Genomic DNA, 13,563 nt, shown 5'->3' on the forward strand with positions numbered 1-13,563 from the left:
GCCGCGGCGGTCTCGGCGGCCGCCCGGGCAGGCGCCTTCTTGGCCAGCTCGGCCGCGCGCAGGGCCCGGTCGGCGGCGTCCTTGGCGGCCTGGGTCTCCAGCGCCGCCGTCGCGCCGGCCTCCTTGGCCAGGTCGGACAGCCGGGACACCGACGTCAGCTCCTGGTCGCGGGCGCGGGCCAGGAACTGGCCGGTGGCGATGAACTCGCGCAGGTCCTCGGGTGTCCCGGCGAGCGCCTGCTGTGCGGCGGTGTTCAGGTTCGGCCCGCTACCCAGCGAACCGCCGGTCAGCATCTTCGCCGCCAGCAGGCGGTCGTCGACCCGCCGGGACTCGTACCGGCCGACGGCCAGGAACTCGGCCTGCTGTTGCGAGGTGCCGTTGAGGGCCTGCTGGGCGGTGGCGCGGGTGGTGGTCCCGCCGACGGCCATCGTCTGCACCACCCGCAGGCGCTCGTCGGTGGCCCACGCGGTCTCCCAGCCGCTGGTCACGAACGCCCGCACGTCGGCCGGCGTTCCGGCCAGCGCCCGGTCGGCGGCGGCCCGCACGGCCGGGCCGGTCGACGCCAGCGCCTGCGCCCGCTCCCGGTTGTCCTGCTCCTCGGCGCGGGCGTGCCCGTCGGCCAGGTAGGCCGCGACCTCCGCGTCCGAGCCGAGCAGCGCCACCTCGGCGGCCCGCGCGACCGACGGGCCGCCGGTGAGCAGCTGCTGAAGGATCTGCGACCGGTCCGCGACCGGGTCGGCCGCGGCTGCCGTGGCCGGCAGCGACAGGCCGCCGATCACCAGTAGAACGGCCAGCGGACCGTGTATTCCACTGCCTGTTCGCCAACGCATTTCTGCCCCCATCCAGAATGGTTCGAACCCGTTTTCGGGTACGCTTTATGGCCCGGCCGCAAATAGCGCAGGCCGAGCAGGGTGAAGCAGTTTTCGCGAATCAGATCATTCGCGGTGAGGGGTGTCCGGCGCCGGTTCCAGCCGCGCGCAGGTGGCACGGTGCACAGCTCGGCCCGCTAGTGGCTGTGCGGTCGCTACCAGCACAGCAAGTCTCCACAACGAATCCATGTGATCAAGCCCCCGCCAGGACATCAGTGGTCGTCAATCGGGAGTGTAACCCAGAAGATGCCGTCCGTGGTGTCCCCGCAATTTCTGGCCATCGACAATTCGACGGCCATGCGTATGATGCGAATCAATTGACTGTGCTTGCCTTCGAGCGGGGGTTCCGGGCTGATGAGTTCAATGTGGGGCCGTATTGTGCCCGTTTTATCGGTGGTCGTGGTGGCGGCGGTGGCACCCGGGTCCGGGACGCCGGCGTTCGCCGCGGACGAACCACAGCCGGTGGTGGAGGACTACGCCTACCCAGGCGCCGACCGGATCCTGGCCGACTACGGCGTCAAGATCCTCACCGGTGACGGGCGGATCCGCTACGTCGCCGACTGCACCGGCCGCGACGACGTGTTCCGGGTCGAGAGCCTGGTCGGATCGAGCCTGGAGACACACTGCTTCGAGGTCCTCGGCCCGCGCGGGTTCGTCACCATGGACGTGCCGAACGTGTTCCTCGTGCAGGGCGCGGACCGGGCCGTCGTCGCCAGGGCCACCTACGAGGGGGAGACCGAGACGGTGACCGTCCCGCCGGACGGCTACGAGCCGATCGGCGGCGGCAACGCCACCCACACCCTCGTCGAGCTGCGGGTCGCCGGCAACGACCCGCTGCCCGCCGGACCGGCCGCCGCCCAGCCGTACGTCGCGCGGATCGACGCCGGCGGCCGCGGCTGCACCGCCGTCCTGGTCGCCGCCGACTGGCTGGCCACCAGCAAGGCCTGCTTCGGCGACACCCTGACCCAGCCGGCCACCGCGATCATCGGACGGGCCGACCTGCTGCGCTCCGGCGGCCAGGAACGCGCCATCACCGAGCTGCTGCCGCGTGCCGACCGCGACCTGGTCCTGGCCCGCCTCGACCAGCCGGTCACCGACATCACCCCGGTCACCCTCGGCGGCACCGCGCCGGCTGTCGCCGGATCGATCCAGAGCAGCGGGTACGGCCGGGGCGCCGACGGCTGGCCGGGCACCGCCGTGCGCACCGGCGGGTTCACCGTCGCCGAGGTCACCTCGACCACCCTGACCCTGGCCCGCGCCGGCGGCTCCAGCACCTGCAAGGGTGACGCCGGCGGACCGGTCCTGCGCGCCACCGGCGACACCGTCGAACTGGTCGCCGTCCAGGCGAAATCCTGGCAGACCGGTTGCGCCGGAGTCACCGAGACCCGCGACGCGGCAGTGGCCGTGCGCACCGACGACCTCGCCGGCTGGATCCGGGAGAACACCGTCGACGCGTGCAAGACCACCGTGGAGAGCGGGTTCACCGCCCTCTACGACGGCCGTACGGCAACCCGCGACAGGTGGTCGCCCGCGGTCGCCGAGTCGAACTGCACGTTCCGCGCCGACGGCGGGGCGAACCTGGTGCGCTACACCGGCGGCCGCGCGCCTCTCGCGTACACCCTGCGGGCCGACTTCAAGGCGACCTCGGCCACCTCGGACGCCGGAGTGATCGTCGGCGCCACCGCCGCCGGCGACGCGAGCCGCGGCATCGAGGTGCAGATCAAGCCGGGCGGCACCGGCAACACCGCCACCGGCGCCATCACCGGCCGCAACGCGCCCACCTCGGACGCCCAACGCCCGGCCGGATCGTGGAACACCTTCGAGATCACCGTCGCCGGGCGGCGGGTGATCGTGCGGCTCAACGGCACCGTGGTCAACGACTACCAGGTCACCGACCCGGCGCTGCTGCTCGCCGCCGGTTCGATCGCGCTCCAGTCCGACCCGGCTGGCTCACCGGTGTGGTTCCGCAACATCCGGATGCGCACCGACAACGCCGGCTTCACCACCGGCACCGTCCCGGTCCTCTACGACTACAGCAGCGGCCTGACCCGGCTGTGGCAGCTGCAGGGTGTCGGCGGCCAGCAGCCCACGGTCACCGGGCGGGTCGCCTGGGACTCCGGCGTCGGCAACTGGGACGCCACCCGTACCAAACCGGTCAGTGGCGACTTCAACGGTGACGGCGCCCTGGACGCGGGCCTGTTCTACAACTACGGAAACTCCCGGACGGGGCTGTTCGTCTTCGACACCATCACCGGCACCGGGAACGTCACCGGCCGCATGGTGTGGGACTCCGGCGTCGGCAGCTGGGACTGGAACCGGATCCGCGCGGTCGCCGGCGACTTCAACAACGACGGGCGGGCCGAGATCGGCGCGTTCTACAACTACGACGGCTACCAGACCCGGCTGTTCGTCTTCGACAACATCGCCAGTGGCGTCACCGTCCGGCAGAGCTGGGACTCCGGCGCCGGCAACTGGGACGGCGCCCGCGCCAAGTACGTCGCGGGTGACTTCAACGGCGACGGCCGCGCCGAGATCGGCGGGTTCTACAACTACCCCGGCTACCAGACCAAGCTGTGGATCTTCGACTCGGTCAGCACCGGCGCGCTCACCCGGCTCGCCTGGGACTCCGGCGCGGGCAACTGGGACTGGAACCGGATCAAGCTCGCCGGCGGCGACTTCAACGGCGACGGCCGGGCCGACATCGGCGCGTTCTACAACTACGACGGGGCGCGGATCAGGCTCTTCGTCTTCGACTCCACCGGCGCCGGCTTCACCACCCGCCAATCCTGGGACTCCGGGGCGGGCGCCTGGGACTGGAACCGCGTCAAGACGGTCACCGGCGACTTCAACGGCGATGGCCGTACGGAGATCGGCGCCTTCTACAACTACGACAACTCGCTGACCCGGCTGTTCGTCTTCGGTGGCATCGGCGGCAACGCCAGTGCGCCCCAGGTGTGGGACTCCGGGGTGGGCGCCTGGGACTGGAACCGGACGATCACCCTCACCTAGCGTTCCTACGGAGGAGCACGGGTACCCGGCGTCCGCTCGACCAGGGCGCCGGGTAGCCGTACCGAATGAGGGTCTTGGCCTTGACCGCAACCCTCGGTGACGCTGAGGTGGCCGCTCTTGTCTCACGCCTCGAGGATGAGGCCGGGCAGTTCGGCCAGCGATGCGATGCGGTGGGTGGCGAGCGTGAAGTCGTGCGAGCTGGTGAACTCGTGGTGCACCACCGCGCAGTCGATGCCCGCGGCCACCGCCGCGTTCAGGCCGCGGGCCGAATCCTCCACGACGAGAGCCTCCGGCCCGGTGGCTCCGAACCGGCGCAGCGCGGTCAGATACGGTTCCGGATGCGGCTTGGCCTGCCGGTAGTCGTCGCGGACCAGGACGAAGTCCATGAACGGCAGGATCTGCCGTCCCTCGTGGATGATCTCGAAGTCCGCCCGTTTCGAGGTCGTCACGATTGCCATCCGGACATGCTGCGAAAGCTCGGCGAGGACCTCGGCGACACCTTCGATCTCGATCGCTTCGGTACGGAGATACCCCTGGTAGTAGCCATCGCGGACGCGACGCTGCCGGCTGATCTCCGGTTCGGTGACACCCGCCGCGACGGCCTGGTCGAAAGCGCCCAGCCCCAGCCGCATGTCCCGCAGATACCGGTCCCGGTCCACCGTGAAGCCGATATCGGCCAGCGCCCGCTCACACGCCAGGTAATACCAGGACTCGGTGTCCACCAGCACACCGTCATGATCGAACAGGATGTACTTCTTCACGGGCGGGATGGTAGCCGCCGAGCCCCGTAGACGCCGGGCGCTCGGCGCAGGAGGAACACCGCCGGAACTGACCTACGGCACCAGAACGATCCGGCCGTCGGTCTCGGCAGCCCACGCCCGGGAGATCTCGGCGAGCGGCACGGCCTGCGCCCGTACGCTGATCGCGCCCTCGGTCACCGCCGCGGCCAGCTGCGGCAACTCGGCGATGAAGTCGCGTGCCGGCACCGAGCCGATGCCACTGCCGACGATCTGGAACCGGGCCGACCGCAGCGCGACCGACGGCACCGGCGCGACCGGCCCGCCCATCGACCCGATCTGGACCCAGGTCAGCGGCGCCGAACGGTCGGACCGGGCGGTGAGCATCGGGACCATCGCCTCGGCGGCCGGCGCACCCCACACGTAGTCGAGGACCACGTCGACGTCAGCCGCCCGTTCGAGCTGGCCGAGCGTGCACGTCTCGTCTGCGCCGAGCTCCGGCAGGGCGGCCAGCCGGGTCGCGTCACGTCCCGCCGCGATCACGTGCGCGGCGCCGAACAGCTTCGCCACCTGCACCGCCATCCGGCCCGCGTTGCCGGTGGCGCCGATGATCAGCACCCGTTGCCCCGGCCGGAACTCGATGCGGCGGCGCAGCGCGACCCAGGACGACATCGCCGGGTTCATCGCGGCGGCGATCCGGACCGGATCGACACCCTCCGGCAGGACCACACTCCGGCGTACGTCGATGACGGTGCGCTCGGCGAACGTCCCCTGATTCGTGTCGTCGAGAGCCACGTACCGCAGCCGGCCGTCCCGGTCGCGGACGACCCCGTCGGCGCCCGGCACCAGCGGGAACGCGCCGGTGCTGCTGTAGTGCGAGCCGTTGGCCCGGGCCCGGGTCAGGTGGTGCAGGCCGGCCGCGAGGACGTCCACCACCATCTCGTCGTCGCCGGCCGGGACCGGCTCGGGGTGCTCGCGGTAGACCGGCGGGGTGTCGAAGGCGGTGAGAACAGCGGCGTGCATGGTCGACCTCCAAGGCTAGATTGTTTGTAATGCCAACTACCTGCCCCAGAATGGTTCGTAATCCCAACGATGTCAACTAGGATCCGGAGCATGACCGCTGAGGACTCCGTGGACGAGCTCATCGACGCCCTCGTCCGCTGCACCTTCCAGGTGACGGGCGTGCTGACCCGCATCGGCGCCGACAACGACATGTCACTCACCCAGCTCCGGGTGTTCGGCATCCTCCGTGACAGGCGTCTACGGGTCACCGACCTGGCCGCCTACCTGGGCCTCGACAAATCCACCATGTCCGGGCTGATCGACCGCGCCGAACGCCGTGGCCTGCTGGCCCGCGCGAAGAACCCGTCGGACGGCCGGGTCGTCGAGGTCTTCATGACGCCGCTCGGCCACAGCCTGACCCAGCGGCTCGACGGCGAGGTCCGCGCCGCCCTGACCCCCGACCTGGCCCGGCTCCACCCCACCCAGCGAACCCAGCTGTTGACGCTGCTCCAGCCCCTGCTGCCCGCCGAGTAGCCGGGGCACCTTCTCGGAGGCTCGCGGCCGGGCCTGTCGGCGCGGTCACTGCCGGGACCGTGAGCCGTCGCTGAGTACTGGAATGCGGGCGGCTTTACCGTGCTGGGCGACGGCTGAGACCGTGAGCCGTCGCTGAGCGTTGGAATGCGGGCGGCTTTACCGTGCTGGGCGACGGCTGAGACCGTGAGCCGTCGCTGAGCGTCGGAATGCGGGCGGGTTTACCGTGCTGGGCGACGGCCGGGGTCTTCGGCTCGTTCTGCGGGTCGGCGGCGGCGGGTGACGTGCCGGGTGGGCCAGATCCTGATTACGGGAGGTCGCCGGCTGTCAGGTTGGGCATCGGGGCCTCGTCGCTGAGGGGGCGTTCGGTGATCCGGGTGGCTTCGGTGCGGCCCCACGTGCTCAGGTCGGCTGCGGCGATGTCGTGTGGCGCGCAGTGGGCGTAGCCGCTGATCCGCTCGGCCGCCCGGGACAGCAGGCGGGCGGCGCCGGTTCGGTTGCCGCGGCGGGCGTGGGTGAGACCGACGGCCAGCTGGGCCAGGCCACGCCACAGTTCACGTTCGTCGGCCGGGGCGGCTTTCCAAGCGGCTTCGAGAACCTCGTGGGCATGGAACGGCAACCCGTCGTCGAGCAACTGCTGCGCCAGGGTCAGCGCGTCGGCCGGCGGCAGGTTCAGATCGTCCGGCATCGTCGGGATGCCGGGCGCGCCGGGTGGCAACGGCCGGCCGAGGGCATCGCGGGGCCGCGAGTTACGCGGCTTGCCGGCGGGATCACGATCCCGGGCGACCACGACCGGTTCCGGCCGTGCCCGGCCGTCGTCCTCGTTCATGTTCCCAACCTTCCCTTCTGGGCCGGCCCTCCTGAGCCGGATCCATGATGCGCCGCCCACCGATGAATTCCCCTGCGGCAGTGTGATCAAGGCGAGGCGAGGCATCATGCTGACGAGTCGTCGCGCTGGACTCGCATCGCTACCTCCGGCCGGGCGGCGGCGTAGGCGGCGACCCGATCGGCCCACGCGCGTACGACTTCGCGCAGCTCGGGTGGGTGGTGGATGACGAACGGGCGGGACAGGCCGGCCAGCACGGCCGGTAGCCAGTCGAGTCGTTCGGCTCGGAGGCGCACCCGGGACCAGCCCGCGGTGTCGTCGGGCTCGACCGTGGCCAGCGCCTTCGGCAGGAGCGGGCGCACCTCGTCGGGCGGGCCCTCGACGGCGACCGTCACCTCGTACCGCCATGGGGTGCTCGCCAGGCTGGTCAGCACCGCGTCGGCCGGACGGAAGCCGGCAGGGACGGTGAACCTGCCTGGTAGCGGCTGGATTCGCTGGATGCGGTCCAGCCGGAATGTGCGCAGCTCGCCGGAGACCGAGTCCAGACCGGTCACGTACCAGCGGCCGGTGTGGGCGACGAGGCCGTACGGGTGCAGCGTGCGATCAGTGGTCCGCCCGTTCCGGCCGGTGTACGTGATCACGGCCGGGTGCTGTTCGCGTGTCGCCTCGGCCAGCCGCAACAACACCCCACTCTCGGGGGCCGGCTCCGGCCGTACTGCCGCGGTGAAGTCTGTCGACGCGAACAGCGCGGCCAGGCGGGCCGCAAGCGTTCTCGGCAACACCCGGCGGATCTTGGCGGCCGCCGCCTCGGCGGCGCCGCCCGGCAGCGAGGCCGGACCGGCCTCCAGACCGAGCAGGACCGCCAGCGCCTCGTCGTCGGTGAGCATCAGCGGCGGCATCCGGAAACCCGGCGCCAGCCGGTAGCCGCCGTAGCGGCCGCGGATCGACTCGACCGGAACCTCCAGGTCGATCAGGTGGCCGGCGTAACGCCGGACCGTCCGCTCGTCGACGCCGAGGCGTCCGGCCAGGTCGTCGACGCGGTGCGTGCCGCCGGTCTGCAAGATTTCGAGCAGAGCGAGTACGCGTGCTGTCGGCCTCGTCACGAACGTCATTGTCACCCGGATACCGGGCGGATCCTGTCCGGTATCCGGTTTAGCGTTCGCCGCGTAACCAGCCCACTCCACCACGGAGGAACATCGTGCAGTTCGCCTCGATCCGGATCATCACCGGTGACGTCGCCCGCCTCACCGGCTTCTACGAGCTCGTCACCGGGCAGGCCGCCCGCCGGCACACCCCGGATTTCAGTGAGATCCCGCTGGCCGGGGCCACCCTCGCGATCGGCGGCGTCGTCACCGTCCGGCTGTTCGGGGACGGATCGGCCGAGCCGGCGAGCAACCGCACGGCCATCGTCGAGTTCCGGGTCGATGACGTGGACGCCGAGTTCGCCCGGCTGCGCGACGTCATCGGCGAGCCGGTGCAGCCACCGACGACGATGCCGTGGGGCAACCGGTCGCTGCTGTTCCGTGACCCCGACGGCACCCTGATCAACCTGTTCACCCCGGTCACCGCCGAGGCCACCGCGCGGGTGGCATCGGTCTGACCTGCGATGTCCCGGGCGGGTAGGCCAACGGCCTGTCGTCCCCGGGACCGTCGAGATTGGGCGGGACCTCGCGCCCGACCCGGATCGGCGGTCCGCGTGCCCGGTAACCGCCCCCGGACAGCGATGTGGACGGAATCGTCACGTAACTGTCATGTGAATGGGGGAGTATCGCAGTCCCCTCGGGGAAAGGTGGAATCCGGCGGATTTGCGAAACCTGGTGAGGAGTGATCATGGGGGTCGTCCCACTCATCGACGAGCATGAAGTCGCACAGATCGTGGTGCACAGCCTGGCCGGCGCGTCCGTCGTCCGGATCGTCGGAGACGTCGACCTCGCCGCGGCGGGCTCGCTCCGCACGGCGCTGGGGCAGGCGCTCGTGGAACATCCCTGGATCATCGTGGACCTCAGGCGGGTCGCCGCCGTCGACTCGATCGGGCTCGGTGTCCTGGTCGCCGCGCGTGAGGCCGCTCGCCGGCAGTCCGGTGACCTCGTGCTGGCCGCCGCGCCGCCGTTCGTCCTGTCGGTGCTGCACGCGGCCCGCCTCGGGACGGTCTTCTCGACCTTCGACACGGTGCCGCAGGCGATCACGTTCGCGCTGGCCGTCTGATCCGCCGTTCGCACGTCGACGGGGATTTCCGGATCGCCCGCAGGCCGCTATTGTTTGCACTACTGCAAGCGTTCACGTTCGTGTGGATTCTTACTGAAGGTGAGCGATTGTGACCGGTGTGCGAGCTCTTGATGTCCTGATCGTCGATGACGACGACGCCGACGCCATGATGATCGAGGAAGCGCTCCAGGAGGCGACGGTTCCACCGGTCGTGCATCGGGTGATCGACGGCGGTCAGGCGCTGGAATATCTGCGCCGCGAGGGCGAATTCGCCGAGGCGGCACGGCCGGACCTGATCCTGCTCGACCTGAACATGCCGCGCATGGGCGGCCGGGAGGTCCTCGCCCACATCCGGCGCGACGACGCTCTGACGGCGATCCCGGTCGTCGTGCTGACCACCTCCGACGCGGTACCGGACATCGTGGCCAGTTACGCCGGGCACGCCAACGCGTTCGTCACCAAGCCGATGGAGCTCGACGCCTTCGAAGCGGCCGTGCAGAAGATCAGCCGCTTCTACGGAGACGTCGCCACCCTGCCCGCGATCTGACCGGAACCGGCCAGGTCAGGGCCGCGGCGGGTACGGCGGGTCGGTCGGCGGCGGATACTCACCGGGCGGCGGATACGGCGGCGGCTGCTGCCCCGGCGGAGGCTGGTATCCAGGCGGTGGCTGCTGGTATCCCGGGGGCTGGTATCCGGGCGGCTGCTGCCCCGGCTGCGGCGGGTATCCGGGCGGTGGCTGCTGGTATCCCGAGGGCGGCGGACCACCCGGCTGCGGATATCCGGGCGGCGGATCACCCGGCTGCGGATATCCGGGCGGCGGGCCACCCGGCTGCGGATATCCGGGCGGCGGATCACCCGGCTGCGGATGTCCGGGCGGCGGATAGGGCGGCTGCGGATACCCGGCCGGCGGATAGGGCGGCTGGGGGTAACCCTTGGCCTCCGAGCGCCGCCCGCGAACCACCCGCCTGACGATCGCCACGATCCCGCCGACGACGAGCAGGCAGCACAGGATCCGGCCGACCACGAACCCGATGTTGTACGCCACACTGTCGGACTGCGCCGCCGCGACGGCGATCTCCCACCCCATGCTCGGCCTCCCCGCTCTCGCCGGTCAGCCTACCGGGCCCGCGCGGCGGGCGAGGGCGCCGAAGACGGTCGGCGTCGATACCGGGGCCGTCACGCAGCGTTTCCGCCCGCTGTGACACGGATGATCGCGGCGAGCTCGCGCACCCCGGCCCGCAGCCGCGACTCGGACATCTGCGAGTAGCCGAGAATCAGCGTCGGCGGCCGCCCGCCGCCGGGGGCGTAGTCACCCATCGTGGCCAGCGCGATGCCCCGGGCCCGCGCGGCAGCGGCCACCGCCGCCTCGTCGACGTCGGCCGGCAGCTCGACCGTGACGTGCAGCCCGGCCGCGATCCCGCACACCCGCCCGGACGGCAGCGACTCGGCCAGGGCGGCGATCATCGCGTCCCGGCGCCGGCGGTACCGGATCCGCATCCGGCGCAGATGCCGGTCCAGCTCGCCCCGGCGCAGGAAGTGCGCGAACGCGAGCTGCTCGATCCGGGCGCCACCGTGGTCGTGATCCGAGCGCACCGGTTCCACCAGCGACGGCGGCAGCACCATCCACCCCAGACGCAGGGCCGGCGCCAGGACCTTGCTGACCGTGCCGGCATACACCACATGCGCCGGATCGAGCCCCTGCAAGGCGCCCACCGCCGGCCGGTCATAGCGATACTCGGCGTCGTAGTCGTCCTCGATCGCGAACATCCCGGTCGCACGCAGCAGGGCGATCAGCGCGGTCCGGCGTTCCGGCGCCAGCACGACCCCGGTCGGATGCTGATGCGCGGGTGTCAGGATCACCGCGTCGGCCTTCGCCGCCGCCAGAAGATCAACCCGCAACCCAAGATCATCGATGGGTACGCGCACCGCCGCCAACCCGGACCTGGTCACGATCCGTGCCTCGTCCGTACCGCCGGGATCCTCGCAGGCGATTCGTCGTGCACCCCGGGCGGCCAGCGTCCGGCAGAGCAGCCCGAGCCCGTGCAGGTAACCGTTGGTGACCACGATCCGGTCCCGGTCCGCCACCACCCCACGCGCCCGGCCCAGGTGGTCGGCCAGCCCGTCCCGCATCGTGTCGACGCCGAACGCGTCGCCGTACCCCAGATCATCGATGTTGATCTCACCGATCGCGTCCCGCAGACAGCGAGCCCAGGCGGCCCGTGGAAACGAGGAGACATCCGGCCGCGCGGGCCGGAAATCGAACCGGCCCGGCGCGACGGCGACAGCCGGCGGCGTGGCGACGGCGTCCGGAAACGGGCCGGCCGCGATCCGCGGCTGCGCGCCCTGCCGGGTGACGAGATATCCCTCGGCGGCAAGCTGCGCATACGCGTCGACGACGACCTTGCGGGAGACGCCGAGCTGCCCGGCCAGATCGCGGGTGGACGGCACCGGGCTGCCGGCGCGCAGGCTCCCGTCCCGGACGGCGTCCCGGATCCGGCGCTGGATCTGCGCGCTGAGGGTGCCCGGCCGGTCCTTCGAGACGCTCAGCAGCAGCTCCACTGGACCCCTTTTTCGCCGCACCACTGGACCTGTTCTTTGTACCAGTCCCGAACCAGGGTGGAGACATGCTCCTCTCCACGTCGATCGTCGCCCGGCTGCCGCTTGCCACCTTCAGCATCGGGCTGCTCGTGCACGTCGAACAGCTGACCGGCTCGTACGCGGCGGCCGGCGCGGCCACCGGGGCACTGGCCGTCGCGCAGGGCGCCGGCGGCCCGCTGCTCGGCCGGCTCGTCGACAGGCGCGGCCAGACCGTGGTGCTGCTGGGTTCGGCGATCGTCGCCGGGACGGCGCTGTCCACCATGGCCCGGCTGCCGCCTGGCACACCACTGCCGGTGCTGCTGGCCCTGGCCGCGGTCATCGGTTTCGCGACCCCACCGGTCGGGGCGTGCCTGCGCACCCTGATCCCGTCACTGCACCAGGGCGCGGAACGACAGCGCCGGGCGTACGCCGTGGACGCCGCCGCCACCGAGCTGACCTGGGTCTCCGGCCCACCCCTCGCACTCGCGCTGGGCGCCCTGGCCGGCACCGGCGCCGCCCTCACCGCCGCCGGGGCGGTCCTGGTCGCGGCGACCGCCCTGTTCGCTCTGGCGCCGGCATCCCGGCGCTGGCGCCCGGCCCACACCCGGCGGACCGGCGGAAACGCGCTCGCCTCGGCGGCCATGCGCACCCTCGTGACGGTGATGATCGGGGTGGGTGTCCTGTTCGGCGCGACCGAGGTGGCGGTGGCCGCCTCGGCCGGCCCGGCCGCCGGCCTCCTGCTCGGCCTGTGGGGCGCCGGCTCCCTGGCCGGGGGAGTGATCGCCGCCCGGCTGGGCGGCGGCGCCACCGACGGCCGCTCGTTCGCCCTGCTGCTCGCCGCGCTGGCCACCGGCCACCTGCTCCTGGTCCCGGCGTCGGCCGGCACGGCGGCGTCCGCGGTCATGATCACCGTGGCCGGTTCGATGATCGCGCCGATCCTGGCCACCGCCTACGCGATGGTCGACCGCTCCGCCCCACCCGGCACCACCACCGAGGCCTTCGCCTGGTTGGCCACCGCGACTGCGGTCGGCACCGCCGCCGGCGCTGCCACGGCCGGCGCCCTCGCCGAACTGATCGGCCCCACCTCGGGTTTCGTCCTGGCCGGGGCGGCGGCACTGGCGGTGGCGCTGCTCGCCCTGTCCCGCATCCCCGCCGCCCGTCCCGCGCCCAGTGGCGTTCATTGATCTTCTCTGCCGGACCACCACCGCACAGCTGTACTCCCAGATCCCCTGCCTTCGGGCTGTCGCACCGGCCATACATGCGACCGAGACACCAGGATGAGAGCGAAATGTCGTATTCACGGGGGATTCGGCCTTGCCCAGCCTGGTAGATCTTGCACGGTTCTCCAGGTCGCCGGCGATCTTGCACGGTTCTTCATGTCTGGGCCTGGTTCATCGTGCAAGGTCTGCCGCGCCGGGGAGACCTTGCAGCTTTCTTCGCGTCAGGACGTGGAAAGGGCTGCAAGATCGGCGCGAGGGTGAAGATTCGTGCAAGATCCACGGGCGGCGGGCGGCGGGCGACGGGCGACGAGCAACGGGCGATGAGCGACGGGCGACGGGCGACGGGCGACGGGCGACGAGCAACGGGCGACGGGCGGCGAGCAACGGGCGACGAGCAACGGGCGACGGGCGACGAGCAACGGGCGGCGAGCGGCGAGCAACGGGCGGCGAGCGGCGAGCGATGAGCGACGGGCGGCGAGCGGCGAGCAACGGGCTGCGAGCGGCGAGCGGCGAGTGGCGAGCGACGAGCTAGGGGCGAAGAGCTGCGAGCGAGCAGCGACGAGCGGCGAGAGGCTAGCGCCGAGCTC

Annotated in this window: 13 protein-coding genes; 6 read left to right on the plus strand and 7 right to left on the minus strand. The window is 71.6% G+C overall.

Going from position 1 to position 13,563, the window contains the following annotated elements; all coding sequences use genetic code 11:
- Positions 1-830, minus strand: an 830-nt coding sequence (locus AB0E94_RS51445; RefSeq protein WP_360343851.1) for an ALF repeat-containing protein, incomplete at its 3' end; no start/stop codon positions are given.
- A gap of 450 nt (positions 831-1,280) precedes the next feature.
- On the opposite strand from AB0E94_RS51445, the gene AB0E94_RS51450 reads away from it, so the two are divergent.
- The gene (locus tag AB0E94_RS51450; RefSeq protein WP_360343854.1) at positions 1,281-3,878 is read left to right on the plus strand and encodes a family 16 glycoside hydrolase; all 2,598 of its coding nucleotides are present in this window, start codon (positions 1,281-1,283) and stop codon (positions 3,876-3,878) included.
- Between the two features lie 122 nt (positions 3,879-4,000).
- Here the strand turns inward: AB0E94_RS51450 and AB0E94_RS51455 are convergent, their stop codons facing one another.
- Together AB0E94_RS51455 and AB0E94_RS51460 are read right to left on the minus strand one after the other, a co-directional pair.
- Positions 4,001-4,639, minus strand: a complete 639-nt coding sequence (locus AB0E94_RS51455; RefSeq protein WP_360343857.1) for an HAD family phosphatase — start codon at positions 4,637-4,639, stop codon at positions 4,001-4,003.
- 72 nt (positions 4,640-4,711) lie between these two features.
- Entirely contained in the window at positions 4,712-5,638 is a 927-nt protein-coding gene (locus AB0E94_RS51460; protein ID WP_360343860.1) for a zinc-binding alcohol dehydrogenase family protein, read from the minus strand.
- Between the two features lie 90 nt (positions 5,639-5,728).
- On the opposite strand from AB0E94_RS51460, the gene AB0E94_RS51465 reads away from it, so the two are divergent.
- Complete coding sequence (locus AB0E94_RS51465; RefSeq protein WP_360343863.1) at positions 5,729-6,151, plus strand: MarR family transcriptional regulator; 423 nt, start codon at positions 5,729-5,731, stop codon at positions 6,149-6,151.
- A 304-nt stretch (positions 6,152-6,455) separates the two neighbouring features.
- On the opposite strand, the gene AB0E94_RS51470 is transcribed toward AB0E94_RS51465, so the two are convergent.
- Complete coding sequence (locus tag AB0E94_RS51470; protein WP_360343866.1) at positions 6,456-6,977, minus strand: DUF309 domain-containing protein; 522 nt, start codon at positions 6,975-6,977, stop codon at positions 6,456-6,458.
- A gap of 104 nt (positions 6,978-7,081) precedes the next feature.
- Positions 7,082-8,077 (minus strand): YafY family protein, encoded by a 996-nt coding sequence (locus AB0E94_RS51475; protein ID WP_360343869.1) that lies wholly within the window; start codon positions 8,075-8,077, stop codon positions 7,082-7,084.
- Positions 8,078-8,172: 95 nt separating this feature from the next.
- Between AB0E94_RS51475 and AB0E94_RS51480 the strand changes: the two genes are divergently transcribed.
- The 3 genes from AB0E94_RS51480 to AB0E94_RS51490 all read left to right on the plus strand — a co-directional run bounded on the left by AB0E94_RS51480 (position 8,173) and on the right by AB0E94_RS51490 (position 9,726).
- Complete coding sequence (locus AB0E94_RS51480) at positions 8,173-8,574, plus strand: VOC family protein (protein ID WP_360343872.1); 402 nt, start codon at positions 8,173-8,175, stop codon at positions 8,572-8,574.
- Between the two features lie 230 nt (positions 8,575-8,804).
- Complete coding sequence (locus AB0E94_RS51485) at positions 8,805-9,179, plus strand: STAS domain-containing protein (RefSeq protein ID WP_360343875.1); 375 nt, start codon at positions 8,805-8,807, stop codon at positions 9,177-9,179.
- Positions 9,180-9,297: 118 nt separating this feature from the next.
- Entirely contained in the window at positions 9,298-9,726 is a 429-nt protein-coding gene (locus AB0E94_RS51490; protein ID WP_360343887.1) for a response regulator, read from the plus strand.
- Between the two features lie 15 nt (positions 9,727-9,741).
- Here AB0E94_RS51490 and AB0E94_RS51495 read toward each other — a convergent pair whose 3' ends face one another.
- Positions 9,742-10,266, minus strand: a complete 525-nt coding sequence (locus AB0E94_RS51495; protein ID WP_360343878.1) for a hypothetical protein — start codon at positions 10,264-10,266, stop codon at positions 9,742-9,744.
- Positions 10,267-10,355: 89 nt separating this feature from the next.
- The gene (locus AB0E94_RS51500) at positions 10,356-11,738 is read right to left on the minus strand and encodes a PLP-dependent aminotransferase family protein (protein ID WP_360343881.1); all 1,383 of its coding nucleotides are present in this window, start codon (positions 11,736-11,738) and stop codon (positions 10,356-10,358) included.
- Positions 11,739-11,803: 65 nt separating this feature from the next.
- Here AB0E94_RS51500 and AB0E94_RS51505 point away from each other — a divergent pair, with 65 nt between their 5' ends.
- Positions 11,804-12,940, plus strand: a complete 1,137-nt coding sequence (locus tag AB0E94_RS51505; protein ID WP_360343884.1) for an MFS transporter — start codon at positions 11,804-11,806, stop codon at positions 12,938-12,940.
- The last annotated feature ends 623 nt before the right edge of the window (positions 12,941-13,563 follow it).

The organism is Actinoplanes sp. NPDC026670 (assembly GCF_040638175.1).
Taxonomy (GTDB): Bacteria; Actinomycetota; Actinomycetes; order Mycobacteriales; family Micromonosporaceae; genus Actinoplanes.